The organism is Micromonospora sp. NPDC047730 (genome assembly GCF_043204765.1).
In the GTDB taxonomy this organism is placed as follows: domain Bacteria; phylum Actinomycetota; class Actinomycetes; order Mycobacteriales; family Micromonosporaceae; genus Micromonospora.
The window spans coordinates 130,396-156,731 of the sequence record NZ_JBIDCU010000010.1 but is presented as its reverse complement, the minus strand read 5'-3'; the positions used below and the strand labels follow the sequence as shown (position 1 = coordinate 156,731).

Sequence of the window (26,336 nt, the reverse complement as noted above, 5' to 3'; positions counted from 1 at the left end):
GTCAGTCCACCTTGATCGAGCCGTCGGCGCCGACGCTGATGTCGGCGTTGACGCTCTGCCCACCGGAGCTGGCGGTGACCTCGATGTCGAACGCGCGTCCGGTGTCCACCGGCACCTCGACGGTCAACGTCATGTCGCCCTTGCTGGCCGTGATCGTCACGTCGTCGTCGCCGTCGTCGTCGGGCCCGGACGGGGCGGACGACGCCGGCCCGTCAACCGGCGCGGCCGGTGGGATCGGCAGGGTCTGCACCGGACCCTGTGGGGTCATCGTCACCGGCGCCGCACCGTTGGGGAGCGAGGGCTGACCGGGTTGGACCGCGATCCACTGGTCGGTGCCGAGCGCCGGCGGCAGGTAGTTGCTCATCGAACCGCCGGCCGGGTAGCCCGCGCCGGTGAACGACGGCATGCCGTAGCCGCTGGTGCCGTAGCTGCCGCCCAGGGCCACCTGTCCCGCGCCGGTGGCGACGCTGGCCATCGGTGGTGGCGCGAGCACGGGGTTGCCCGCGCTCCCGGCCGGCAGCGCCGGAGCGGGCACCGAGCCGCCGTCGTTGTTCTTCGAGAACAACTGCTCGACCTGGCCGACGATGGTGGCCAGACCGGTCAGGATCTGGCCGAGGTTGGTCACCCCGATGGCGGTGAGGATGCCACCGATACCGGTGAGGAACGCCTTGAGGATCCCGGTGGTGCTGACCGCCAGGGCCCGGCCGGCCGCCCGGGTGTACGGATTGGACATCAGCGCGGCCACCGTCGGGTTGACCGCGCTGACCACTGCCCGGTAGGCCGTCTGCGCGGTGGTCAACTGCGCGGCGGCACCCTCGAGTTCCCGAACGCCGGCGTACACGGTCTCGATGATCTGCTGGAAGCTGGCGAAGGACTTGTTCAGCTTCTGCACCACGGAGTCGCTCGCCGACCCGGCGGACCACACCTCACGCAGTTGCTCGCGGGCCCGCTCCAGGTCGGCCAACAGAGTGACCAGCCGGGCCACCCGCGCGGTCAACGCCGCGGAGTGGGCAAGGATGGCTTGCGGGTTACCGCCCACGATCGTGGGCAGTGCGACGGTGCCGGGCCCGCGACCGCCGGCGGCGGCGTCCATCGCGCCCGAGTTGGGGATGTCAAACACGACGCACCTCTCTCGGCTTCAGGCCGTCGGGGTTCACCACAGCGAGGTCGCATCCGTCATCGGACGGTAGACCCGGACGCGTCCGAACTCCGCCGCCGAGCCGACCGCTCCGTGGTTGTAGAGCTGGCCGCCCGCGCCGGCGACACCGATGACCGGGCCACCGTCACCGACGACGGGCTGAACGACCACCACGTCGCCGGGGTGCACCAGACCGGACACGTCCCGCCCACTGCCGGAGTAGACCGCCAACAGGCCGACCCGTTCCTGGTTGGCCGGGCTACGGTCGAGCCAGTCGGCGAAGTCCCGCGCGTCGCGGAAGGTCACCTCGGTCAGGGGCCGGGCCGAAAGCTCACCGAGCCCCGCCCGGCCCAGGTAGTCCAGGATGTTGCCGACCGACCCGGGCTCCCCCGCCGCGCCCGCGCTGTCGTTTATCGCGTAGCCGGCGAGGGCGGCGCTGGGCGCCGCACCGGTGCCGGAGGGCGCCCCGCCCAACGCGGCGGCGACCGCCCGGTCCGCGTCGTCGTAGTCGTTGGCGCTGCGGTGCACCAGGTCGTTGATCTCCTGCAGCAGTTGCAGCAGCGTCCGCATGGTGCCGACGACCTGCCCCTGCATCGCGATGTTCGCCGACGCGACCGGCGAGCCCAGCTTCGCGAACGACGTCGGCGCGAGGGTGAGCCGCTCCAACTCCATCACCGTGCTGTACGCCTGGAGCAGAATGCCGACGACGTTGCCGACCACTCCACGTACGGCATCCGGCCGCACGTTGTACGACGAGCCTGTCGTCATCGTTCGCACCTTCCCGCCAGATCGCCCACGCCGGGCCGGGCAACTCGGCCGCGCTGAGGCGGTTCCCGGATCGTTGCGGGTCATCGTAGGTTGGTGCGCGCGAGCCCTTAAACGGCAAAACTACCCACTACCTGCTCTGTCAAAGTGACCACGGGTCCTGATCCTTCGGGCCGAGGAGGCACCGCCGGATGTCCGCCGACACCTTCCGCCGCCGGGCTGTACTGCCCGAACCACCACGCGGCGAGATCATGCTGCAGTCCCCGCCCGCCCTGCCCCGCGGGTCCGGCCAGGCCGGCATGCAACTGATGTTCATGCTGCCGATGATGCTCGGCATGGGCGCCATGTCGTTCGTCTACATCGGGCGGTCCGGCGGGGCGATGACCTGGGTTTTCGGCGCCCTGTACATCAGCGCCATGGCCGGCATGCTGATCATGAGCCTGTCCCGTGGCGGCGCCTCGAAGAAGGCGCAGATCAACGACGAGCGACGCGACTACCTGCGCTACCTCGGCGGCCTGCGCGGCCAGGTCCGTGAGGTGGCGGTCCGCCAACGGGAGACGGCCCTGGCGGCGCTGCCCGACCCGGCCGACCTGTGGTCGTTCGCCGGCACCGAGCGGCTCTGGGAACGGGCCCGCACCGATCCCGACTTCGGCCGGGTCCGGGTCGGCACCGGGCCGCAGCGGCTGGCCACCGCGCTGCGGGCGCCGCAGACCGCCCCGCTGGAGGACCTCGATCCGGTGGCGTCCACCTCGCTGCGGCACTTCATCCGCACCTACGCGACCGTCGGCGGGCTGCCGGTGGCGGTGTCCCTACGTTCCTTCCAGCGGGTCACCCTGGCCGGCGACCGCCCCGAGATCCTGGCCCTCGCCCGGGCCCTGCTGGCCCACCTGGTCACCTTCCACTCCCCGGACAACCTGCGCGTCGCCGCCTGCGTCGGGCCGGACCGGCAGGACGGCTGGGACTGGCTGAAGTGGCTGCCCCACGCGGTGCATCCGGGCCGGGCCGACGCGAGTGGACCGACCCGGTTGGTCGCGCCCACCCTCAGTGAGTTGGCCGCGCTACTGGCCGACGATCCGGCCGACCCGGCGGCCCGCGGCCCGTTCAGACCCGGCGCCCGGCCCGAGGCACCGCACCTGCTGATCGTGCTCGACGGGGCCGGCACGCTGCCCGATGCCGGGCTGGCCCCACCCGACGGCCTGGCCGGCACCACCCTGCTGGAGATCGGCGGCGGGTCCGGTGGTGGCGCTGACGCGCTCGATCTGGTGATCTCCGAAGGTCGGCTCGGCATGCGCACCCCGGACGGCGTCTCGCTGGTCGGTGTGCCCGACCGGCTCAGCGTCGCCGGCGCCGAGGTGGTCGCGCGGCAGCTCACCGCGCTGCACACCGGCACGGCGGCGGCCAGCGAGCAACCGCTGTCCACCACCTTCGGCCTGGCCGACCTGCTCGGCATCGGCGACCCGCGCCGGCTCGACCCGACGGTCACCTGGCGCCCCCGGTCGGCCCGGGATCGGCTGCGCATCCCGATCGGGGTGGATCCCGACGGGCGCCCGGTCGACCTGGACCTCAAGGAGTCGGCCGAGGGGGGCATGGGCCCGCACGGGCTGGTCATCGGGGCCACCGGGTCCGGCAAGAGCGAGCTGCTGCGCACCCTGGTCACCGGGCTCGCCGCGACCCACTCCTCGGAGACGCTCAACCTCGCGTTGATCGACTTCAAGGGTGGCGCCACCTTCGCCGGCATGACCGGCCTGCCGCACACCTGCGCGGTGATCACCAACCTGGCGGCCGACCTGACCCTGGTCGACCGGATGGCCGACGCGCTCCGCGGCGAGCTGGTCCGCCGCCAGGAACTACTGCGGGCCGCCGGGAACTACGCCTCGGTACGCGACTACGAGCGGGCCCGAACCGAGGGCACGCCGCTGCAACCGCTGCCCTCGCTGCTGGTGATCATCGACGAGTTCAGCGAGCTGCTGTCCAGCCGGCCCGAGTTCATCGACCTGTTCGTGATGATCGGTCGGCTCGGCCGCAGTCTCGGCGTGCACCTGATGCTCGCCTCGCAACGGCTCGAGGAGGGGCGGCTACGCGGCCTGGACAGCCACCTGAGCTACCGGATCGGGCTGCGCACCTTCTCCGCGGCGGAGAGCCGGGCGGTGCTCGGGGTGTCCGACGCGTACGAGCTGCCGCCGGTACCGGGCTCGGCGTACCTGAAGTGGGACACCACCACCCTGCAACGGTTCAAGGCCGCGTACGTCTCCGGCGAACTGCCGCCCGAGCAGACCGCCGCCGTGGCCGAGGAGATCCCGTACGAGCGGCGGGTGCTGCCGTTCGGGCTCGCCCCGCTGGCGCTGGCCGAGCCGGTACGCGCACCGGCACCGGCGAACGGCCCCGACACTGCGGCGACCAAGGGCGAGACCGTGCTGAGCGCCATGGTCGGCCGGCTGCTCGGCAACGGGCCCGCCGCGCACCAGATCTGGCTGCCGCCGCTGGCCGAACCGCCCGCCCTGGACCAGCTGCTGCCGCCGCTGGGCGTCGATCCGCAGCGTGGTCTGACCCCGGTGGGCTGGGCCGGCAACGGGCAGCTCACCGTGCCACTGGCCATCGTGGACAAGCCGTTCGAGCAGCGTCGGGACCTGCTGTGGGCGGAGCTGTCCGGGGCGGCCGGGCACGCGCTCGTGCTCGGCGCACCGCAGAGCGGCAAGAGCACCCTGCTGCGTACCCTGGTGACCGCGCTGGCACTCACCCACACCCCGACCGAGGCGCAGTTCTTCCTGCTCGACTTCGGTGGCGGCGGCCTGGCCACCCTCGCCGGCCTGCCGCATGTCAGCGGCTACGCCAACCGGATGGACACCGAACGGGTCCGCCGGATCGTCGCCGAGCTGACCGGCCTGCTGTCCGAGCGGGAGCAGTCGTTCGCCGCGCACGGCATCGACTCGATCTCCGACTTCCGGCGCCGCCCACCGCCCAGCCCGGACGGGCGGACGTTCGGCGACGTGTTCCTCGTCGTCGACGGCTGGATGACCCTGCGCCAGGAGTTCGAGCCGCTGGACGAGTCGGTCACCACGCTCGCCGCCCGCGGCCTCGGGTTCGGCCTGCACGTCGTACTGTCGGCCAACCGGGCGATGGAGATCCGACCGGCCCTGCGCGACCTGATCGGCACCCACGTCGAGCTGCGCCTCGGCGACCCGGCCGACTCGGCGTACGACCGGCGGGCTGCGGCCGACGTGCCGAAGGGGGCTCCGGGACGCGGGCTCACCGCCGACAAGCTGCACTTCCTCGGCGGGCTGCCGCGCATCGACGGCCGCAACACGGTCAGCGACCTGCCCGACGGCGCGAGCGACCTGGTCAAGCAGGTGGACGCGAGCTGGCACGGCCCACGCGCTCCGCAGGTGCGGTTGCTGCCCAGGCTGGTGCCGGCCGCCGACCTGCCCGGGCCGGTTCCCGGTGACCGGCGGATCCCGATCGGGCTGGCCGAGGCGGACCTGGGACCGGCCTACGTGGACTTCGACGCCGACCCGCACTTCATCGCCTTCGGCGACGTGGAGTCCGGCAAGACCGGGCTGCTGCGGGTGCTCGCCCAGCAGATCGCGGCCCGCTATCCGGTGGCCGAGGCCGCGGTCATCGTCGCCGACTACCGGCGCGGGCTGGTGGACGCCCTCGCCGGCCCGCACCTGCTCGGCTACGCCGGCAGTGAGCCGGTGCTCGAGCAGCTCGTCGCCGAGGCCGCGGAGGGACTGCGGCGACGCCTGCCCGGTCCGGAGGTGACCGCCACCGAGTTGCGCGAGCGCAGCTGGTGGAGCGGCCCCGAGCTGTTCGTCCTCGTCGACGACTACGACCTGGTGGTGTCACCGAGCCGCAACCCACTCGCGCCCCTGCTGGACTTCCTGCCCCAGGCCAAGGACGTCGGCCTGCATCTGGTGCTCACCCGCCGGTCCGGCGGCGCCAGCCGAAGCCTGTTCGAGCCGGTCGTGCAGCGGCTACGCGACCTGGGCACACCGGGCCTGCTGCTCTCCGGTTCCCGCGACGAGGGCGCGCTGCTGGGCGACGTCAAGCCCAGCAAACAGCCGCCCGGACGTGGGCAGTTGGTGGACCGGCGGACCGGGGTGTCGCTGGTGCAGCTCGCCTGGGCGCAGACCGACCCGGCCTGATCCGAACCGGTCGACGCAGGGACCCGGCGGCCCCGGCCGCCGGGTCCCTGTGGGTAATAGTGCCGTGTCGGCGACGGGTACTTGTGCCGTACTACCAAGGGTGACGGATGCATAGCATCCCCAGCGTGTACGGCGCCGCGAGTCGGCGCGCGACCCTGCCAAGAGGAGGTGACCCGACGTGGCCAGTCCCGGATACCAGAGTGATGCCGCCGCGATGACGCGAGCGGTCAGCGGGTTCGACGAAGCCGCCACCAACACGGCTCGGAGCATGGCACAACTCGAGAGCGAACTCGTGTCGGTACTGAGCCGGTACGCCGGTAACCAGGCCACCGCTTTCTGGCAGCTGCAAGGCCGGCTGCAGGAGAGCATGCGGGTTGCGTCACGGGAGCTGCAGACCATGTCCGGTCTGGTCAACGAGAGTTTCCGCAACTACAACACCGGTGACACGGCGGCCGCCGACTCCCTGCGGGGCCTCACCGGCGCCGTGGGCGAGGGCAGCCCCGTACTCAGCCGGCTGGCCGGTGCCTAACCTGCCCGGAAAGGGGTGATGTGAGATGACCGCCGATGTAATCAATGTGGAATTTGGCGCGCTGCGGGCCGCCGCCGACTCGCTGCAGGTGAAGGCCCAGGCGTTGAACGGCCACGTGGAACAGCTGCAGAGCAGCCTGGCCCCGATCAAGCAGACCTGGTACGCCTCCGGCAGTGCCGCCGGTCAGGCCGCGGAGCAGTCCGAGACGCGGCTGCGCGCGGCCCTGGCCGACATCATCGCGGTGATCGGTCAGTTCTCCGGCAAGGTGAACGAGGCGCACGACACCCAGTTGGCGCTGGAGAACAGGAACACCAGCTTCTTCGCCTGAGCCGGTGCGATCAGCGGCGGCGTGGGGTGGGGCGGAATCCGCCTCCACCCGACGCCGCCGCCCCGCTGGCCGGCGTTGTTCTCAGCCGAGCTCCGAGACAGGAGAGCGCGACGATGTCCCACGAGGAGTCGTTCCGGGTCCACCTCGAATCGCTGCTGGCGTTCGCCCGCGAGCTGGAGGACCAACTGGAGGCGATGCGCAGACCGACGGACGGCCTCGGCCAGTTGCGCATCCGGCCGGTCCGGCTCGGCGATTTCGGCGAGGCGGCGTCGCTGGCCGAGCGGCACCGGGCCGCCGCCGAACAGATGCACGAACTGCTGCACACCGTGCGGGAGGCGATCGCCTTCGCCAACGACGTGACCCGCATGATCGCGGACGGGTACGCCGACTACGACATCGGCGTCGCCACGTCCTTCCGGGCACACGGAAGGGACTGACACGATGCCGCGTGGACACGGTCGGGCACGTAGCGACTTCAGCCAGTACAGCCATCACGAACTCATGCGAATGCTGCACGCCGGCGAACCGAAGTCGGTGACCGAGGCGGCGGAGGGCTGGGGAGCCGCCGGCACCGCGCTGCACGAGCGCGCCGGCGACATCGAGCGCCAGCTCCGCGAGTTCGAGCAGTGGTGGGACGGCGGCGCCGCCCGACAGTACAAGTTAATGATCAATGATCTGACCTCGGGTATCCGGCAGGTGGCCAGCACCGCCTTCACGGTGCGTGACCTGGCCTACTCCTCCGCCGAGGCGCTCACGACGGCCCAGAAGTCGATGCCCGCCCCGGTCGCCGTACCCGATCTCGCCCCCTCCGTGGTCGCCGCCGCGACCACGCCCCTGGTCGTACCCGCGGACACTCCGGCCAGCACGGTCGAAACGCTGCGCCAGCACCAGGCCGAGGCGGTCGCCGAGGTCCAGGCCCAGCAGCGGGCACAGGCCGCCTCGAACGCGGCCCACCAGCAGGCGGTGCAGGTGATGTCCACCCTCGCCACCGAGTACGTCACCACCGAGGACGCGATGCCGGTCACCCCGAGCGCCGCGTCCCGGCCGGCCACCGGCACACCGATCGAGGAGCCACCGCCGGTCACGCCAGCCCCACCGCTGGATCCGCAGACCGGCGGCGGCCTGCCGTCCGTACCGGCCGAGACACCGGTCGACCCGGACAAGGCACCCGTCGACCCGGACGCGACACCACCGGCTACCCAACCCCGGCCGCTGTTCGGCACGATGTTCACCGCCGGGTTGGCCGCGGCCGCCGCCGCGCTCGGCGGGCGGTTCGCCACCGTGCCGCCTGGGCTGGGGGCCAAGCCGAAGGACGAGAAGAAGGACACCGCCCCCGCGGCCACGGCCAACGACAGGGCCGCCGGCAGCGGCGCCCGGATCTCCGCCGGCGGCGCGGGTGGCGGTGTGGGTGGCGGTGTGGGTGGCGGCGGAGGCGGCGTCGACATGTCGCCGGTGGCGAACCAGTCCTTGGCCGGTCAGGCCGGCGGCCCGACGGCGAGCGGGCTCGCCGGAGCCGCCGGGGCCGCCGCCGGGGTAGCCGCGGCGAAGGGCATGGCCGGCGGCTTCATGCCGGCGATGCCCTTCGCCCCGATGGGCGCGGGCGACGCCGCCGGCGGCCGACGCATCCCACCCTGGCTGGTCGAGACCGAAGACGTGTGGGGCGAGCAGTCGGTGGTGACGCCGGCGGTGATCGGCGAGGAGCCTGAGTCGGACCAGCCTGGGAACCGGTCATGGAGGTGACCAGCGCCGGATTCCGAGCCGTCCCGACCGCACTGGACGCCGCGGCGACCGAGCTCACCGGAAGCGCCGACCGGTTGAACACCATCCGCGGGCAGCTCACCGCGCAAGCCATCGACGGCCAGGCGTTCGGGTTGGTGCCGCAGTCCCAACGCGCCATGCAGGCACACGGCAACAGCCTGCAGCTCAGCAGCACCGAGCTGGAGTCGGCGGCGACGCAGACCCGGCGGTTGGCCACCGGGGTGACCGCCGCGGTGACCAACTACCGGCAGGGCGACACCCAGGTCAGCCAGGCATTCCGACAGCTACTGGGCGGTCTGGCCGGTGGCACCACCCTGGCCGCCGCCGGGGCCGCCGCGCCCGCCGGCACTGCCCCGTTCGGCACCCGGATCGCGGCCAACCGGTCGGCGATCACCGCCGAGTTGGCCGCCGAACGGCAGCGCCTCGCCGGCTATCAGGCCCAGCTCACCGGGGACCCGGTCGTCGACCACCGTCTACAGGAGACCATCACCCGGTCGCAGGCGCGCATCGAACTGTACGAGAACGTCATCGCCGAGCACCGCAAGATCCTCTCGTTCGACCCGTCCGGTGACGGATCGATGGTCGAGCTGGTCGGCGACATCGACGCCGGCACCCGCAACGTCGCCGTGTTCGTTCCGGGCACCTTCTCCGAGCTGGCCAACTTCGAGCGGTACCGCGACGCGGCGGCCGGTTTCGTCGACGCCGCCCCCCGGCGGGACCTGGCCATGGTCACCTGGATGGACGGCGACCTGCCCTCCAACCTGTTCCCGCAGGCCCCGTCGGCCAGCTACGCCGACGACCTCGGTCCCCGGCTCGCCGACTTCTCCCGTGAGCTGCGTGCCGAGATCGCCGGCTCCGCCGCGGCCGGCAACGACGTGCAGGTCACCTTCGCCGGCCACTCGTACGGCGGCGCCGTGGTCGGCACCGCCGAGCAGCACGGGTTGGACGCCAACCGCGTCCTGCACATCGAGTCGGCGGGCATGGGTCACCGCGTGGACGGCCCGGAGGACCTGCGCCCCGCCCAGCCCGATGTGCAGCGCTACTCGATGACCGCCCCGGGCGACCCGATCGCCTGGGTCCGGGACATCAACATCTTCAACTGGGGGCACGGGGCCGACCCCGACGAGTTCCCCGGTGTGGTCCGGCTGGAGACCGGCAACTACCCCGACGGCCGACCGCTGGAGGGCACCTCCGCGCACTCCGACGTGCTGACCTACCACAGTGACGCGTGGTGGAACATGTACCAGGTGTTCACCGGCGGCCCGGTGGTGACGGTACCGTCGACGCCATGACCAGCCCGATCGACTACGAGCCGCTGGCCGCCGTGGCGGGGCCGCTGCGGGCCGTGCTGCACGCGGTCGCCGCGCGGTTCGGCGCCGACGCCCGGATCAGCCGCGACGAGCAGCTCGACTGCGACCCGTTCCGGCCGGCCGGCGTACCGAGCGAGTCGGTGCGCTGGGAATACAACCTCCGGGTTCCCGTCCCGCCCGGCGCCGTCGAGATCCTGTTGACCGAGGTGGTGCCGGAGCTGAGCGCGGACGGTTGGCGAGCCACCGACCGCAGCGGCGAGTCCGAGGTGGCCTACCAGTTCCAGCGGGACGGGGCGAACCTCGGCGTACACATCTCCCGGGACGGCACCGGCGACGTGGTGGTCGGCGGCTCCAGCCGCTGCGTACCGACCGAGATGCCGTAGCGCCAGCCGCACCACGGGTGGGGCCGGTCAGCCGCCGGGACGCCAACCGCGGGCCCGGCCTCGACGCGCCACGGCCGTGCCGATCCCGAGCAGCAGCGCCGCCCCGAGTCCCGCCGACGCCAGCGGCAGCACCAACGGATCCACGCGGGGACCAGGGTTCGCACGGGCCGCGGCGACCGGCTGCGCGCTCGCGCCCACGGCTCCCGGCGGATCCTCGACACCCTCGGCGGCCACCGCCCGGTACGGGTCCACCATTCCCCAGCCGAGCTGCGGGTGTTGCCCGTCAACCGCGGTCCGGTGCGCGGTCGACTCGATCCGCCGCACCACCTCGGCGGCGCTGAGTTCCGGCCGGTAGGACCGCAGCAACGCGGCCGTGCCCGCCACGTACGCCGCCGCGTAGGCCGGATCGTCGACCGTGGGTGAGTGTCCCAGCCGACCGTCCGCCCCGGCGGAGAGGCTCACCAGTTGTCTTCCCGGGGCGGCCACCCCGATGTGGTCACCGGATTCGGTAGAGGCCACCGCGCCGTCCGGCCCGAAGGCACCGACCGCCAGCACCCCGGGCAGGGCGGTCGGGTAGCTGGTCGCACCCTGGTTCCGCGCGCCGGAGGCGGCCGGCGACACCACCACGATGTCGGCCGCGATCGCCCGTGCGGTGGCGTCCCGCAACTGGGCGCTGTTCCTGGTCGCCGGCAGTACCACGTAGATCACTCGGGCGCGGGCGGTGACCGCGAAGTCGATGGCGGCGGCGAGCCGGCCGGGGTCGACGGCCCCGTCGCCCTGCCTGGTGGTCTGGGTGTAGCGAACCGGGAGCACGGACACGCCGGGAGCCAGACCGGCGAAGGTGGTCTTGTCGTGTGGCCGGGCGGCGATCAGGCCGGCGGCGAAGGTACCTCGGCCGTCACAGTCGTCGGTGGCCCCGTCGCGGTTGGCCAGGACGTCCCGACCTTCCTCGACCTGACCTGGGCGAAACTGTGCGTTACGGGCGTCGACGCCGGTGCCGAGCACCGCGACCCGGACCCCGGAACCCGTGCTCAGAGGCCACACCCGACGCGGCCCGAGCAGTTCCATCGCCCACGGGGTGCCGGCGGTGTGCACTCCCACCGGGCTGGCGCAGCCGGCCGGCGCCCCGTAGCTGGCCGGTGCGGCTACCGGCAGCGCCCCGACCAGCGCGCCGACGACGCCCGCCAGCGCGCCGAGAGCGGGTCGCGAGCCAGCCGACCCCGGCCTGGCCGCCGTGCCGACGCCGCGCCTGGGACCGCCCAACCGGATCATGCCGGCACCCGCAGGGTCACCCGGGTGCCGCGACCGGGCCAGGACTCCACGGTCGCCTTGCCGCCGACCTCGCGCAACCGGCCCACGATCGATTCCCGGATGCCGAACCCGGGTCGGCCGGCGACATCGAAGCCACAGCCGTGGTCACGGACCACCACGACCAGGTCGCTGCTCTCCTCGTCGGCGCGGACCACCGCGTCACTGATCCCGGCGTGCTTGGCCACGTTGCCCAGAGCCTCCCGCACCCCACCGAGGACCGCATCCCGGTACGGGCCGGACATCCGGCTGCCGGCGCCGGCGGCCACCGCCAACTCCACCCGCAGCCCGCGCCCCGCGAGTTCCTCCACCAGTTCGGCCAACCCGTCGGCGAGCGGGTTGTCTCTGCCGCCACCGGGATCGTCGAGCGTCCTGCGCAGCCGAGCGGCCTGGACCCGGGCGGTGGCCCGCACCTGGGCGAGCTGCACCGCTGACGCCGTCTCATCCGCCGCGCTGTGCAGGGCGATCGCCTCCAGGGTCTGCAACACCGTGTCGTGCAGCGACCGCAGCCACCGGGCCTGCTCGGCCTCCCGACCGGCTTGAATCCCGTACGACATGGTCAGGTGCAGACTCAGCCCACAGATCACGAGCGCCGCCAACGCGACCACCACCGCCAATCCGAGCCACCCGGCCCGGCCGGCGAGCGCTTCCCTGTCCGCGGCGGCGCCGAACGCGGCCGTCGCCAACTGGACCGGCATCGACAGCAGCACCGCGAGCACGCCACCGACCAGCCCGTACGCGCCGGTCACCAGAACCACGGCACCGGCCAGGTACGACCAGAACACCTCGGTGTGGGGCACCACCGCACTTCCCACCACGTTCACCCCGTACGCCACGGCGAGGTCGACCAGCACGGCCCCGCGTACCCGTTCGAGGTCCACCGTCGACCGCCGGTGGACCGTGACGATCGCCGCGACGTTGGCGGCCAGCAGCAGGGCCGCGATCGGCAGCAGAGCAACCAGTGCCACCGGCTCCCCGCGCACCACGAGCAGGCCCATGGCGACGGGCAGGACGCACACCCGGTATGCCAGAGCACCGAGCAGCAGGCAACGCGAGGTCTGGCGATGCAGCACGGCAGCGGCGGTGCCGTCGACCGGGCCGAAACCCTCCGCGACGGCCGCCGGCGTCCACATCGGAGGCCGGCGCGGGAATGCGACCCCCGCCACGGCGGCGCGGGTCAGCAGCGTGAACACCATGGCCGGCATGGCGACACTGTCGACTGTCACGGACCCTCCCGCGCTGCGCCGACCAATGCCCACGTGTCAGCTCCTTGTCCACATCACGGACCGCGCGTCGCGACTGGCCCACGAGGATCATGGCCAGTTTTCCCGACATTTGACCTTCGGGGCAAGAGTTGGCCGCGCATTGATCCGGGCCGACCTCGAATGGCGCCCGGGCCCGTGATCGGACGAGATCAGCGAGCCGCGTTCGCCCCCCAGCCAAGGGCAGTTGAGCCGTGTAGTGGCAGAACTCCGACACCAGCCGAACCACCCGGCCAGCACACCCGAATCTCCACTCCTCGCGGAAGAGCGTGCGGCTGATCGCCCACGAGGTGCATCACCATCCGCCGTCGAAGAAGGCCAGGAGCGCCGGCGCCGGGTCCGCCGCGGTGGTCGTGTTCGCCACAATGACAACGATCACGACCAGCGACAACAACGCCGAGAGAACCCCGAAGGACCCCAACACACGCCTCGTTCGCCTGTCGGACGGCCCTGTTCTCGCAAACCTCCTCCACGACACCACGCTCGTGCCGACGAGGACGGCCGCCACGATCCCAGCAACCACGGCCATCGCCACGTGATATCGAGAAAAGTCGCTGATCATCACCTCGAGGGCCGGTGGGGTCCGATCACCCGCGCTCAGGGAGTCCGCCAGTCGCTGCCTGACCTGATCGAGCGTATCGGCGAGCTCTCCGTCGGTTCCGCCGGACGCCAGCATCGGCAACAGCGAGGCGTAGGGCGCTACCGCACCCTGCACGTTGGCCATCACCATCGCCAACGAGAACAGCGCGAGCATCGTGACAAGGACGCCGCCGGACGCGAGGGCGGCCCTCCTTCCCGCCCCGATACCGCCGGCCCTCAGGAATGCCTTCCAGAGAAGCAGGCCGAGTGCGACGAGCACGATCAGCAAGATCGCAGCGATCACGGCCTTGGCCAGGTGGTAACGGAACCAGTAATCGACAACCCTCTGCAAACCCGGGGAAAGGTCCCGTTCGCCGGAACGCCAATACTTGACGAATTCTTCGCCCAGGGCTTCGACGAGGTCGCGCCTCTCGGCGAAGCCGCCGCCCGACCCGCTCGCCGCCAGCGTGCGCGGGGCGACGACGAACGCGGCGACGAGCGCCACAGCGAGGGCGACGAGCACAGCGAGGGTGCGACCGGAGACGCCTACGGATCGCGACGGGTATGCGGGACTACGCAAGGAGATTCCTTCGGCTCGATTCATTGCGATCACCATTTCGCACCGGCGGTCGCCCGGTCACGGGGGCACGCCGGACACTTGGGGGTGGGGCCTGCCCCACCTCTCCGGGCAGGGCGGGACGGCCCCACACCGGTGCTCTGCGTCCTGGTCTTCGAGGACCACAGCCAGACCGGCACCGGGTCACCTCCATCGGGAAGATGGTCGACCTGAAGGCGGATCGGCGTGCGCTCGATGGTGGGGAATAGGCTGGGGCTATGACCGCGTCGTTCCCCTCCGCGGTCTGGCGTCGGTGGCGGTCGGGTGTCAGGTTCGTCTTCCGGATGGGGCATCGCACGGTCGTGGAGTCGCTGTACCTGCTCACCGCGCCGGTGACCGCCGCGGCTGGCCTGTTGCTGGTGCTCACTGGTCTGTGTATCGGAGCGGTCGGCTTGCTGTTGCCGGGCCGGTCACCGGTCGTGGCCGGCGGTTTGGCGCTGGTGCGGTGGTTCGCCGACGTGGAACGGTGGCGGATCGCCAAGGTGCGTTCCCCGGCCGTCGGCGTGAAGGGCGTGGGCCAGCGGCGGAGACCGAAGGAGACAGCCACCGCCTCCGGCCCGGGGCTGTGGCTCGGCGTGGCGCACGCGGTGGCGGTGCTCCCTGTCGCCCTGGTCACCTCAGTGGTGACGGTGCTGTGGTGGTTCGTCGGACTCGGTGCCGGCACCTCCGCCCTGCGCAGCCCCTACTCGTCCGCCGGGCCGATGCGGCCCACGACCCTGACCGTGGGCAGCCCCCGGTCCCACATCGCCTTGACCCTGGGACTGACGTCGCCGACCGAGCGGCTCGCCTTCGGGACCGCGGTCGGCCTGCTGTTGCTGTTCACCCTGCCGCTGGTGACCCGGGCGTGCGTCGCCGCCCAGGCCGGACTGGGGCAGACGCTGCTGTCTGACGCGTCCGCGTCGCACCGCCGGATCAGCGGCCTGGAGCAGGAGCGGGACATCGCCCACGCGCGGACCGTCGCCGCGGTGACGGCCGAGGCGACCGCGCTGCGACGGCTCGAACGCGACATCCACGACGGGCCCCAGCAGCGGCTGGTCCGCCTGGCGATGGAACTGGGTCGCGCCCAGCACCACCTCGACAGCAGGCCGGAGGCCGTCCGCGCGGCGCTCGCCGACGCGATCGTCCAGACCGAGGAGGCGCTGGACGAGCTACGGGCCCTGTCGCGTGGCATCGCCCCGCCGATCCTCGTCGACCGCGGCCTGCGCGCGGCGCTCACCGCCCTGGCCGCGCGCTCGACCGTACCGGTCGAGCTCGATGCCGACCCCCTGAACGGCCGGCTGGCCGCTGCGGTCGAGACGGCCGCGTATTTCGTGATCGCCGAGGCCCTGACCAACGTGGCCAAGCACAGCCACGCCGACCGGTGTGCGATCGGACTGCGCCACAGTGCGGGAACCCTGCGGGTCTGGGTGACGGACGACGGGGTGGGCGGCGCCGCGCTGGACAAGGGACACGGGCTGTGCGGGTTGGAAGACCGGCTACACGCGGTCGGCGGCCGGCTGTGGGTCACCAGTCCCTACGGCGGCCCGACGGCGATCACCGCGGAACTGCCGTGCTGCTGAACCCGCACGAACCACCACCGGGCCGCGCGGCCCGCGGTCCGCTGCGGATCGTCCTGGCCGACGACGCGGTACTGCTGCGCGAGGGCCTGGTCCGCCTGCTCGCCGAGGACGGTCACCAGGTGGTGGCCGCGATCGGTGATGGCCCGGCCCTGGTCGAGGCGGTGCTCAGACACCGCCCGGACGTGTCGATCGTCGATGTGCGGATGCCGCCGACCTACACGGACGAGGGCCTGCGCGCCGCGATCACCGCCCGCTCACAGTTGCCCGGCGCCCCCATGCTGGTGCTCAGCCAGTACGTGGAGGCGTCCTACGCCGGCGATCTGCTCGCGGACGGCTCCGGTGCGGTCGGGTACCTGCTGAAGAACCGGATCGCCAGGGTCGAGGAGTTCCTGGATGCCCTGGATCGCGTCGCCCGGGGCGCGACGGTGCTCGACCCGCAGGTCGTTGCGCAGTTGCTGGCCGGGCAGCGCCGGAAAGACGCCCTGGGGGCGCTGACCACGCGGGAACGGCAGCTCCTGGCGCTGATGGCCGAAGGTCATTCCAACACGGCCATCGCCGAGCGGCTGGTGGTCTCCGCCAGCACGGTGGAAAAGCACATCGGCAATGTCTTCGCCAAGCTCGGCCTGCCGCCTGACGACGCCCACCACCGCCGGGTGCTCGCTGTCCTTGCCTACCTCAGGGCCTGACGGTGGCCCGTCCGCACCCTCCTCGGTGCGGCCTGCCCCACCCCGTACGCCGGCCGGGCCCGCGAGCGTCTCGGCGCCCTCAGAGGGTGCTGCGGTACGGCGGCATGAACCGCAGTCGGGGCATCTGGTCAGCGAGCACTCCCCCGTCGACGACCAGGTGGGTGCCGTTGATGTAACGGCCGGCCTCGGAGGCGAGCAACAGGAGCGCGCCGACGCAGTCGGCCGGCGTACCGTAGCCGCCGCGCAGGGGGATCCGCTCCTCCCAGGCGGCCTCGAACGCCTGCCGGTCCAGGGAGAACTCACCGTCGATCGGGGTGGCGATCATCCCGGGAGCGATCGTGTTGGCGGTGATGCCGTGCGACCCCAGCTCGGCGGCGAGCGACCGGGTGAGCAGCTCGACGGCGCCCTTGGAGGCGTTGTAGTGGGCCAGTCCGGCCTCGGCCATCAGCCCGTTCTTCGAGGAGACGTTGACGATGCGGCCAGCCACCCCGTCGGCGATCATGTGCTCGGCGACCCGTTGCGCGAGGAAGAAGACGGCGTCCACGTTCACCCGCATCACCTCCCGCCAGTTGGCGACGGTGATCTCGTTGAAGTGCTCCAGCCGGGCCACCCCGGCGTTGTTGACCAGGACGTGCACCGGCCCGTGGGCGCGCCGCAGGTCGTCCACCCAGGGTGCGATCGCCTCGGTGTCGGCCAGGTCGAAGGCGTACGGGTGGCAGGCGCGGCCGCGGTCGGTGATCGCGGCGGCGACCGCGCCGAGGTCGACGCCGGGCCGGTCGACGACCACGACGTCGGCGCCGGCGGCGGCGAGCCCGGTGGCGAAGGCCGCCCCGAGCCCGCGCGCCGCACCGGTCACCACGGCCAGCCGGCCGGACAGGTCGAAGGAGGGCGGGACAGCGGTCATGTCAACCCCAGCAGGTCGAGCGACGGGCGGTGGATCAGCTGCTCGATCTGCTCGGTGTCGAGCGGGTCGAGGCCGGGGATGCCGGGCACCCGACCCACCGCCCGCAGCCCCTCGATCGAGGCGTCGACGGTGGTGAAGGGATAGTCGCTGCCGAACAGCAGCTTGTGCCACACCCCGTAGTCCTGGACGAGCCGGAGGCTGTGCCAGAGCTGGAAGGGTCGGTAGTGCAGCGCGGAGACGTCGGCGTAGACGTGCCGGTGCTTGCGGATGACCGCGATGCACTCCCCCTCGTACGGGTGGCCGAGGTGGGCCAGCACCATCCGCAGCTCCGGGTGGCGGATCGCCACCTCGTCGAGGTGCACCGGCAGGGCGAAGCGCAGCGGTGCGGTGGAGACGAAGGTGGTCCCGGTGTGCACGAGCAGTGGCAGTCCGTGCCGGACGGCGTACGTGTACAGGTCGTCGTAGGCCGGGTCGGCGGGGTCGAACCCGGCGTACATCGGCATCAGCTTGATGCCGCGCAGGCCGAGGTCGCGGTGCCCGTGCTCCAGCTCGTCGCGCCAGCCGGGCTGGGTGGGGTCCAGTGCGAGGTAGCCGAGCAGCCGGTCGGGCTGGGCGGCGACGTACGCGGCCACGGCGGCGTCGTCGACCCAGAGCCCGGAGCGGCGGGCCTTGCCGCCGACCACGATCGTCTTCGTGTCCTCCGGTGCGGTGGCCGCGTACTCCGACCACCGCACCGTCAGGTCGACCTCGCCGCCGTGCGCCCGGGCCGCCTCGGCGGCGAACGGGTCGCCGACGTGGTCCGGGCAGTCGAACAGGTGCGAGTGCACGTCGACGATCATCGGCGGTCCCGTTTCTCCCAACCCTCGGCGAACATGTTCCAGAAGCCGTGGCTCGGCGGGTGCTCGACGAACACCTCGTCGACCAGCTCGACGCCGAGGCCGGGCGCGGTGGGCAGGTCGATGTGCCCGTCAACCACGGGCAGGGCACCGCGCACGGCGTCGAAGACGTACTCCTCCAACAGGCCGTCGAACGTCTCGAGGATCTTGAAGTTCGGTATCCCGAGGACGGCATGCACCGAGGCGGTGGTGCACAGCGGCGAGTTGGAGTTGTGCGGGGCGACCACCATGGCGTGCTGGTCGGCGATGGCGGCGAGCTTGCGCACCTCGGTGAACCCGCCGGCCATGGACAGGTCGGGTTGGATGATGTCGACCGCGTTGGTGGCGAACAGCCGGGCGTACTCGTAGCGGTTGTGGAAGTGCTCGCCGCCGGAGATCGGCATGGTGGCGCGGGCGCGCAGCTCGGCGTACCGCTCGATGTGGGTCCACGGCAGCGGTTCCTCGAACCAGCCGAGGTCGAACGGCTCCAGCTCCCGGACGAGCCGGGCGGCGGTGTGCATGGCGAAACGGGCGTGGCCCTCGACGAACAGCTCGGTCTCGGGCCCGACGGCGTCGCGGACGGCGGCGACGATGTCGACCGAGCGGCGCAGCTCGGCGCGGGACAGCTCGCCGAGACCGGCGCCGAACGGGTCGAACTTCAGCGCGGTGTACCCCTTGGCGACGGTGGCGACGGCCCGTTCGGCGAAGGCGGCGGGCTCCCGGTCGCCGGTGTACCAGCCGTTGGCGTAGACCCGGACGCGGTCGCGACAGGCCCCGCCGGTCAGCCGGTACGCGGGCACGCCGAGGGCCTTGCCCATGATGTCGTAGAGGGCCTGGTCGACACCGGAGACGACGATCCCGCCGACGTCGCCGCCGCGCAGGAAGTCGCCCTGGTACATACGCAGCCAGATCTCCTCGACGTCGAACGGGTCGGCGCCGATCAGGTGCCGCCCGGCCATCGCCTCGGCGAGCTGGCAGGTCTCCCGGGCCCGGTACGGGTGGGTGATCTCGCCGACGCCGGAGAGCCCGGCGTCGGTGTGCACCCGTACGTAGGAGAAGTCCCGCCAGGCGGTGCCGAGGGTGAGGGTCTCCACCCGGCTGATCCGCCCGGCCGGGCCGACCGGGCGCGTCTTGTCGACGGTCAGCATCACCGCCGCCCTCCCCCGGTGGGGGTCGCGCCACCCATGGTGGCGGTGCCGGCCAGCTCGGTCACCCCGCCGGCGGCGAGGGTGTCGCGGACGGCCGCCCGGGTGGCGTCGACGAGGTGGTCGATGTCGGCGTCGGTGTGGGCGTACGAGATGTGGTTGCGCTTGAGGTTCAGCGGCAGCTCGAAGATGCCGTGCTCGGGCATCCGCCGACGGTAGCCGATGAACATGCCGGCATCGTTGCGCAGCAGGTCGTCGTAGCTGCGCGGCGCCGGGCCGGGCATGAAGTACGTCACGAAGACGGAGCCGTGGCCGGTGACCACGGCGGGGACGCCGAGGTCGGCGAGGACCTCGGTGATGCCGGCGCGGGCCCGTTCGCCGAGCCGGTAGACGTGCTCGTGCACGGGCTCGGCGCGCAGCTTGCCGAGGGTGGCGATGGCGGCGGCGACCACGGCCGGGTGGCCGTTGTAGGTGCCGGCGAAGAACGCGGGCGCGCCGGGGTGGGTGCTGAACAGGTCCATCAGGTCGGCCCGGCCGCCCAGGGCGCCGATCGGGTAGCCGTTGGCGATGGCCTTGCCGAGGGTGGTCAGGTCCGGGGTGATCCCGCTGATCTTCTGCCAGCCGCCGAGGTCGTGCCGGAAGCCGGTGATCACCTCGTCGAAGACGAGCACGCTGCCGGCCCGGGTGCACTCCTCGCGCAGGGTGCGCAGGAACTCCTGGTCGGGCAGGAGGCAGCCGACGTTGTGCGGCACCGGCTCGACGATGACGGCGGCGATGTCGTCGCCGTGCGCGGAGAAGGCGGCCCGGACGGCGGCCACGTCGTTGAAGCGCAGCACGAGGGTGGCGTCGAGGACCTCGGGCAGGATGCCGGTGGAGATCGGGTCGGCCACGCCCACCTTGTCCGGGGCGGAGATGACGTTGAGGCTGACCGAGTCGTGCCAGCCGTGGTAGCAGCCCTGGAACTTGACCACCAGGCGCCGGCCGGTGGCGGCGCGGGCGACCCGCAGGGCGTGGAAGGTGGCCTCGCTGCCGGTGCTGGTGAGCAGCACCTTCTCGATGCTGGGCACCAGCTCGGCGAGGGTCTCGGCGAGCTGGACCTCCCCGTCGGTGACGGCCACGCCGCACAGGTCCAGCCGCCTGCCGGCCTCGGTGACGGCGGCGTTGACGTCGGGGTCGTTGTGACCGAGCAGGGGTGGCCCGAAGGCCGCGTGGTAGTCGGTGTACTGGCGCCCGTCGGCGTCCCAGAAGTGCGCTCCGGAGGCCCGGGCGATCACCAGCTCGGTGAGGCCGGGGATGCTGCGCTGTCCGCTGTTGACGCCGCCGGGGATGACCCGGCGCGCCCGCTCGGCGAGCGTGGCACCGGTCGGGGCCGATCGTGAATTCACACCTTCTCCTCATCGGTGCGGCGCGGCGACCCAGCCCGGTCGCGGCGCCGCGGGGTGTCCGCCGCAGGAGGAACATTTCGAAGTTTCTGAACACTGTTCGGCATTGCCAAACGATGTTCGGCATACTAAGCACGCTTGTTCGCCACGGTCAACACGCCGGGATGCCAAATCTCGAACAGCTTTGTTACGCTGTTCGGCCTTGGCGAACAGTTCGGCTTCCCCCTGCCCGAAAGAAGGACCATGACCACCACCGAAGACGGGGACAGCTCCCGCTACCTGGTGCGCAGCGTCAGCCGCGCGGCCGAGGTGCTGGAGGCGCTGTCCGCCGCCACCCCGGGCGACGGGCTCAGCGTCACCGACGTCGCCCGCGCCTGCGGCCTGTCCAAGAGCGCCGCGTTCGCCACCCTGCACACCCTGTGCCACCACGGCCTGGCCGCCGACGACGGCGAGGGGATGAATCGGCGCTACCGGCTCGGGATGTCCCTGGCGCGCCTCGGCGTCCGCGCCCAGGAGCAGCTCTCGCTGCGCGACATCGCCCGCCCGGTGCTGACCCGGCTGACCCGCGACACCGGGCTCAGCTCCCGGCTGGCCGTCCCCGAGGGGGCGCACGCGGTCGTCGTCGACCAGGTCAGCAACGGCGAGCGGATCCAGATCGAGTTGCGGATGGGCACGCGCGAGCTGCCGCACTGCACCGGGCTGGGCAAGGCCCTGCTGGCCGAGATGACCCCACCGCAGGTCGCCGAGCTGATCGGCCGCGTCGGGCTGCCCCGGCGCACCGACCACACCATCTGCGACCTGGACTCCCTGCTGGCCCACCTGGCCGACGTCCGCCGCGCCGGGTACGCCCTCGACGACGAGGAGGACGCCGAGGGGGTGTTCTGCATCGGCAGCGCCCTGCGCGACCACACCGGCGCGTGCTGCGGAGCCATCAGCGTGACCGGGCTGAAGCTCGGCCTGCCCAGCTGGCGATACCAGGAGCTGGGACGACAGGTGCGCCAGGCCGCCGACGCCATCTCCGTCCGGCTCGGCCACGTCCCGGCGGAGCAGACCCCTTGACAGCGGGTTCACCTGCTGTTTAACGTTCCGCCAGCGTCGCGGCCCGGCCGCGACCGTCTCGGGCGAACCAGCTGGCTCCCGTCGTGCCGCAGCCCCGGCACCGGGCGTTCCGGTCAGCAGCTCCGCCGCCTGCGCGCCTCGCGCGTTTGCCCGACCTTCCCCCCGTCCTGCGGCGCCTCACGGCGGCCGCAGACCCCCCAGCACCGCCGTCCGGCGCACCCGCCGGCCGGCGGGACCGCGAAGGTTGAGGCTCTCCATGGGTCTACTTGGCACGTCCGTTCCCACCCCCCACGACCAGGTCCTGCGCGTCGACACTGTCGCCGACCTGGCCGACCTCACCCCCGCCGCGCTGACGGCCCGCACGCTGGTACGGGTCGCCGGCTACCACACCCCCGGCGACGGCGGCGGCATGCTGCTGCGCTGGGACCCCACCAGCACCGCCGCCGGCAACGGCGGCACCGTGCACGACCCGTACCCGGGCGGGCGTGGCGACCGGCGCGGCCGGTGGTCGGCCGTGCACGACGGGGTCGGCGACTTCCGGATGTTCGGGATCTTCGGCCGGGACACCCCCGCCGACGCCGCGCTGGACGCGATGGTCGCCGACCCGGCGATCCATCGGATCGAGGCCCACACCGACCTGCGCTTCGTCAAGCGGCACACCTTCGGCCGAAGCGACATCGAGCTGGACTTCGCCGGGCACACGGTGCACACCGACGGCATCGAGCGCAACACCCACGACAACCCGTTCGGCGCGGTGCTCTACTTCCGGGGTGCGGTGACCGACACGACGATCACCCACACCCTCACCGAGACCGTGCCCGAGCTGACCGACGTGTTCCCGGTGCCCGACTCGGGGCGCTTCACCGTCGGCCAGTGGTGGACCGCCACCAGCAATGCCCTCACCGGCGCCGACGAGCGCGAACTGCAGAAGATGGTCCAGGTCACCCAGATCGTCGACGGCAGCCACATCCGGGTGGGCTACCTCAACGGCTGGGCGCTGGAGCCCGGACGCACGATCACCTGGCGGCGGGTCGAGCCGGTCCAGCGCGCCCACGTGCGCAACATGGTCTTCCTCGGCCACGTCGCCTTCACCGGCGAGTACCCCGGGTCCGGGCCGGACGACCGCGAGTACAGCGGCTCCCACCCGGTCGCCTACGAGTACGCGGTGCGCTGCGACGTCTCCGGCATCGACGCCACCGGCACCTGGTGGCCGGTGATCATGCGCCGCTGGTGCACCCACTTCACCACCGCCGACTGCACCCTGAAGAACCCGCCGACCGTGATGTACGGCGGTGCCGGCTACCTCACCCAGCAGATCTACTGCCTGTACGGGCACGTCGTGGACTGCCGCAGCTCCAACGCCCGGCACCTCAACGACCTCACCGCCTCGGCGTACTGCACCGTGGAGAACTGCCACGGCGACGGCGACGACGCCGGGGGCAACCCGTTCACCACCCACGGCCAGTACGAGCACGACCTCGTCTTCACCGGCAACTCCGGCCTGATGGACATCGCCAACAGCGGTGGCCAGTGGGGCATCAGCGCCAAGCGGATCACCGTCCGCCGGCACGTCTGCTCCTGGTTCGTCGCCGGCACCAAGATCACCGACCTGACCCTGGAGGACGTGCGGGTCGTCGCCCGCTCCACCTTCGACCCGGCCGGCACGCTCCAGGTCAACGCCGACGGCGCGCAGCTGCGCGGCTGCTCGGCGCGGACGCTGAGCATCGCCCAGCGCTCGACCCGTTCCCGCCGGCCCACGGTCGTCGCCGACTGCGACTTTGACCAGCCCGCCGGCACGGTGATCGTGCAGACCCCGGTGAGCAACCCGGTGCACTTCGTCCGAACCACCTTCCGCGGCCTGGACGGCGCGATCATGCGCGGCGCCGGCCCCGTCCACTTCACCGACTGCACGCTGACCGGGGCGCCGGGCGCGGCGCCGCTGCTGATCGGCGCGGCCGAGGTGGTGGTACGCGGCGGCACCCTGACCGACACCGGCATCGAGCTGTCGGCCGTCCGCGACCAGCGCCTCGTCGTCGACGGCGGCGCGGTGGTCACCGGCAGCAACGCCCGCCGGGCGCTGCTGACCCGGGCCGCCGGCACCGGCGCGGTCCGGATCGAGCTGGGCGACTACCGCAGCGCGGCGGCCGACGCGGAGACCGCGCACGTGCGCATCGACACCGGCGTCAACCGGTACCGGGCCGTCGGCGCCCGCTTCTCCGGCGGGCGGCTGGCGCTCGCCGACGCGGCCTTCGGCGCCGCCTCCACCCTGCTGCACACCGGGTGCGTCGAGGAGGGGGTCGCCCGCGAACTGCCCGCCGACTCCGCCCGCGTCGCCACCGGCGACAACCTCACCCTCTGATCGCCTCGGCCCCTGCAAGAGGAGATACCCCCATGGACCGTTCCGAACCGACCTCCCGCCGCACCCTGCTGCGCGCCACCGGGGTCGGCGGGCTCGCCCTCGCCGGCGCCGCCCTCACCCTCGCCCCCGCCACCGCCGCGTCCGCCGCCCCCGAGCCCGACAGCACGGCGAACCCCCTGGCCCCCGGCCTCGACGCGGTCCTGCACGTCGGCACCGTCGCCGCCCTGCTCGCCCTGAATCCCGGCACCCTGCAGGACGGGCGGGTCGTGCACGTCGACGGGCACTACGCCGCCGGCGACGGCGGCGCCCGTTTCGTCCGCTGGAACGCGGCCAGCACCGCCGCGGGCAACGGCGGCACCGTGCTCGACCCGCACGGCGACCGGCCCGGGCCCGGCCGCTGGCTCCAGCTGCACGACGGCGTCGTCGAGTTCCGGCACTTCGGCGTCTTCGACGCCAAGACCCCCGCCGACGCCGCGCTGGACGCCATGGTGAACGACCCGTCGGTGCACCGCATCGAGGCCCACTCCGACCTGCGCTTCGTCAAGCGGCACCGGTTCACCCGCAGCGACCTCGTGCTCGACTTCGGCGGGCACACCATGTCCACCGACGGGATCGAGGACGCCGGCCGCGACGACCCGTTCGCCGCCGTGCTGTTCTTCCGTGGCAAGGTCACCGACGAGGTGCGCACCCACACCCTGACCGAGACGGTCCGGGAGGGCTGGGACTCCTTCCAGGTCGCCGACTCCGGTGCGTTCGCCGTCGGCCAGTGGTACGCCGTCGAGGTCAACCAGCTCGCCGGCCGCTGGGAGAAGGAGCTGCAGAAGCTCGTCCAGGTCACCCAGATCGTCGACGGCACCCACATCCGGGTCAACTACAAGAACGGCTGGGAGCTGGCCCCCGGGCGCACCCTCACCTGGACCCGGGTCGAGCCGGTCAGCCGGGTGCACGTACGCGACCTGGTGTTCACCGGCAACGGCGCCGACCAGTACACCGGCTCCCACCCGATCGCGTACGAGTACGCCGTGCACTGCGACGTCGCCGACGTCGACGCCACCGGCACGTTCTGGCCGGTGATCATGCGCCGCTGGTGCACGTACTTCCACACCACCCGGTGCACCCTGAAGAACCCCACCTCGGTCACCTGGGGCGGCGCGGGCTACCTGACCCAGCAGATCTACTGCCTGTACGGGCACGTCGAGGACTGCCGCACCTCCAACGCCCGGCACCTCAACGACTGGACCGCCTCGGCGTACTGCTACGTCACCAACTGTCACGGCGACGGCGACGACCAGGGTCCGTTCGTCACCCACGGCCAGTACGAGCACGACCTCGTCTACACCGGCAACTCCGGGCTGATGACCTTCGCCAACTCCGGAGCGGCCTGGGGCTCGGCGGCCAAGCGGATCACCGTGCGCAAGCACGTCTGCTCCTGGTTCGTGGCCCGGGTGAAGGTCACCGACCTGACCCTGGAGGACGTGCAGGTCATCCGCAAGACCGGACTGGCCGGCTCCGGGATGATGTGGGTCAACGCCGACGGCGTGCAACTGCGCGGCTGCTCCGCCGACGACACGCTGATCATCTCCCAGCAGTCCACCCGGTCGCAGCGGCCGAACGTCGTCGAGGGCTGCTCCTTCACCCTCGCCACGGCCGGCACCGACGTGGTGCAGGCCAGCGTCACCACCCCGGTGCACCTGGTCCGCACCACCCTCCGGGGGGTCGACGGCCACACCTTCAGCGGCACCGGGCGGCTGCACCTGACCGACGTGACGTTCGTCGGCGCCCCCGACGCCGCGCCGGTCACCGTGAAGTCCGCCGACCTGCGCCTCTCCGGCGGCACGTTCACCGACACCGGCATCCGCCTCGCCGGCGCCGCCGACCAGCGGATCAGCGTCGGATCCGGGGCGGTGTTCAGCGGGACGAACGCGGCGAAGGCGCTGCTGTCCCGCGCCGCGGCCACCGGCGTCGTGCGGTGGGAACTGGGCGGCTACCGCAGCAGCACCGTCGACGCCGGCACCGCCCACGTCAGCGTCGACGCCGGCACCAACCGGTACTCCGCCGTCGGGGCGCAGTTCACCGGCGGGAAGCTGCGGCTGGCCGACGCCGGCTTCGGCGAGGGGTCGTACCTGCACCACACCGGGTGCGTCGAGGAGGGCGTGGCCCGGGAACTGCCCGCCGCCTCGCCCCGGGTGCGCGACGCCGGAAACCTGACGGTCTGAGCGCGGCGACGGCGAGCGCGAGAGAAAGCGAGG

21 protein-coding genes are annotated in these 26,336 nt (G+C 72.4%); 12 read left to right on the top strand and 9 right to left on the bottom strand.

All coding sequences use genetic code 11. The features are described from left to right. Position 1: 1 nt before the first annotated feature. Both ACGF5G_RS23030 and ACGF5G_RS23025 read right to left on the bottom strand, forming a co-directional pair. Positions 2-1,120, bottom strand: coding sequence for a hypothetical protein (locus ACGF5G_RS23030; RefSeq protein ID WP_393265898.1), 1,119 nt, complete (start codon positions 1,118-1,120; stop codon positions 2-4). A gap of 33 nt (positions 1,121-1,153) precedes the next feature. Then, positions 1,154-1,906, bottom strand: a complete 753-nt coding sequence (locus ACGF5G_RS23025; RefSeq protein ID WP_393265895.1) for a WXG100 family type VII secretion target — start codon at positions 1,904-1,906, stop codon at positions 1,154-1,156. Between the two features lie 188 nt (positions 1,907-2,094). Here ACGF5G_RS23025 and eccCa point away from each other — a divergent pair, with 188 nt between their 5' ends. The 7 genes from eccCa (at position 2,095) to ACGF5G_RS22990 (ending at position 10,353) form a co-directional block, all read left to right on the top strand. Continuing rightward, the gene (gene eccCa / locus ACGF5G_RS23020) at positions 2,095-6,045 is read left to right on the top strand and encodes a type VII secretion protein EccCa (RefSeq protein ID WP_393265893.1); all 3,951 of its coding nucleotides are present in this window, start codon (positions 2,095-2,097) and stop codon (positions 6,043-6,045) included. Positions 6,046-6,313: 268 nt separating this feature from the next. After that, on the top strand, positions 6,314-6,574 hold the full coding sequence (locus ACGF5G_RS23015) for a WXG100 family type VII secretion target (protein ID WP_393265891.1): 261 nt from the start codon (positions 6,314-6,316) through the stop codon (positions 6,572-6,574). Between the two features lie 25 nt (positions 6,575-6,599). Continuing rightward, a complete protein-coding gene (locus ACGF5G_RS23010) occupies positions 6,600-6,902 on the top strand; it encodes a WXG100 family type VII secretion target (protein WP_350705957.1) in 303 nt (100 codons plus the stop codon). 113 nt (positions 6,903-7,015) lie between these two features. Next, positions 7,016-7,339 carry a hypothetical protein gene (locus ACGF5G_RS23005; RefSeq protein WP_393265888.1) on the top strand — a complete coding sequence of 108 codons (324 nt, stop codon included), beginning with the start codon at positions 7,016-7,018 and terminating at the stop codon, positions 7,337-7,339. 64 nt (positions 7,340-7,403) lie between these two features. Then, positions 7,404-8,642: a WXG100 family type VII secretion target gene (locus ACGF5G_RS23000; protein WP_393265886.1), complete on the top strand. Its 1,239-nt coding sequence runs from the start codon at positions 7,404-7,406 to the stop codon at positions 8,640-8,642. Further along, positions 8,633-9,952: an alpha/beta hydrolase gene (locus tag ACGF5G_RS22995; protein ID WP_393265883.1), complete on the top strand. Its 1,320-nt coding sequence runs from the start codon at positions 8,633-8,635 to the stop codon at positions 9,950-9,952. Before ACGF5G_RS23000 ends, ACGF5G_RS22995 begins: the two co-directional genes overlap by 10 nt. Beyond that, positions 9,949-10,353: a hypothetical protein gene (locus ACGF5G_RS22990; RefSeq protein WP_393265880.1), complete on the top strand. Its 405-nt coding sequence runs from the start codon at positions 9,949-9,951 to the stop codon at positions 10,351-10,353. The genes ACGF5G_RS22995 and ACGF5G_RS22990 overlap by 4 nt, the downstream gene beginning before the upstream one ends. 27 nt (positions 10,354-10,380) lie before the next feature. Here the strand turns inward: ACGF5G_RS22990 and ACGF5G_RS22985 are convergent, their stop codons facing one another. The 3 genes from ACGF5G_RS22985 to ACGF5G_RS22975 all read right to left on the bottom strand — a co-directional run bounded on the left by ACGF5G_RS22985 (position 10,381) and on the right by ACGF5G_RS22975 (position 14,025). Further along, entirely contained in the window at positions 10,381-11,625 is a 1,245-nt protein-coding gene (locus ACGF5G_RS22985) for a S8 family serine peptidase (protein WP_393265878.1), read from the bottom strand. Continuing rightward, positions 11,622-12,887, bottom strand: coding sequence for a sensor histidine kinase (locus ACGF5G_RS22980; RefSeq protein WP_393265877.1), 1,266 nt, complete (start codon positions 12,885-12,887; stop codon positions 11,622-11,624). Before ACGF5G_RS22980 ends, ACGF5G_RS22985 begins: the two co-directional genes overlap by 4 nt. Positions 12,888-13,218: 331 nt before the next feature. Continuing rightward, on the bottom strand, positions 13,219-14,025 hold the full coding sequence (locus ACGF5G_RS22975; RefSeq protein WP_393265874.1) for a hypothetical protein: 807 nt from the start codon (positions 14,023-14,025) through the stop codon (positions 13,219-13,221). 311 nt (positions 14,026-14,336) lie between these two features. Between ACGF5G_RS22975 and ACGF5G_RS22970 the strand changes: the two genes are divergently transcribed. Next, positions 14,337-15,677: a sensor domain-containing protein gene (locus ACGF5G_RS22970; RefSeq protein ID WP_393265871.1), complete on the top strand. Its 1,341-nt coding sequence runs from the start codon at positions 14,337-14,339 to the stop codon at positions 15,675-15,677. A gap of 41 nt (positions 15,678-15,718) precedes the next feature. Further along, positions 15,719-16,363: a LuxR C-terminal-related transcriptional regulator gene (locus ACGF5G_RS22965; protein WP_393266062.1), complete on the top strand. Its 645-nt coding sequence runs from the start codon at positions 15,719-15,721 to the stop codon at positions 16,361-16,363. A gap of 79 nt (positions 16,364-16,442) precedes the next feature. Here ACGF5G_RS22965 and ACGF5G_RS22960 read toward each other — a convergent pair whose 3' ends face one another. From ACGF5G_RS22960 to ACGF5G_RS22945, 4 genes are read right to left on the bottom strand one after another with little or no spacing between them, the layout of a single operon-like run. After that, on the bottom strand, positions 16,443-17,267 hold the full coding sequence (locus ACGF5G_RS22960; RefSeq protein ID WP_393265868.1) for an SDR family NAD(P)-dependent oxidoreductase: 825 nt from the start codon (positions 17,265-17,267) through the stop codon (positions 16,443-16,445). Then, positions 17,264-18,106, bottom strand: coding sequence for an amidohydrolase family protein (locus ACGF5G_RS22955; RefSeq protein ID WP_393265866.1), 843 nt, complete (start codon positions 18,104-18,106; stop codon positions 17,264-17,266). Before ACGF5G_RS22955 ends, ACGF5G_RS22960 begins: the two co-directional genes overlap by 4 nt. Continuing rightward, positions 18,103-19,290 carry a mandelate racemase/muconate lactonizing enzyme family protein gene (locus tag ACGF5G_RS22950; protein WP_393266060.1) on the bottom strand — a complete coding sequence of 396 codons (1,188 nt, stop codon included), beginning with the start codon at positions 19,288-19,290 and terminating at the stop codon, positions 18,103-18,105. Before ACGF5G_RS22950 ends, ACGF5G_RS22955 begins: the two co-directional genes overlap by 4 nt. Further along, a complete protein-coding gene (locus ACGF5G_RS22945) occupies positions 19,290-20,672 on the bottom strand; it encodes an aspartate aminotransferase family protein (RefSeq protein WP_393265864.1) in 1,383 nt (460 codons plus the stop codon). Before ACGF5G_RS22945 ends, ACGF5G_RS22950 begins: the two co-directional genes overlap by 1 nt. A gap of 240 nt (positions 20,673-20,912) precedes the next feature. Between ACGF5G_RS22945 and ACGF5G_RS22940 the strand changes: the two genes are divergently transcribed. The 3 genes from ACGF5G_RS22940 (at position 20,913) to ACGF5G_RS22930 (ending at position 26,303) form a co-directional block, all read left to right on the top strand. Next, positions 20,913-21,728 (top strand): IclR family transcriptional regulator, encoded by an 816-nt coding sequence (locus ACGF5G_RS22940; RefSeq protein WP_393265863.1) that lies wholly within the window; start codon positions 20,913-20,915, stop codon positions 21,726-21,728. A 256-nt stretch (positions 21,729-21,984) separates the two neighbouring features. Beyond that, entirely contained in the window at positions 21,985-24,087 is a 2,103-nt protein-coding gene (locus ACGF5G_RS22935; protein WP_393265860.1) for a hypothetical protein, read from the top strand. A gap of 32 nt (positions 24,088-24,119) precedes the next feature. After that, the gene (locus ACGF5G_RS22930) at positions 24,120-26,303 is read left to right on the top strand and encodes a hypothetical protein (protein WP_393265859.1); all 2,184 of its coding nucleotides are present in this window, start codon (positions 24,120-24,122) and stop codon (positions 26,301-26,303) included. Positions 26,304-26,336: the final 33 nt, after the last annotated feature.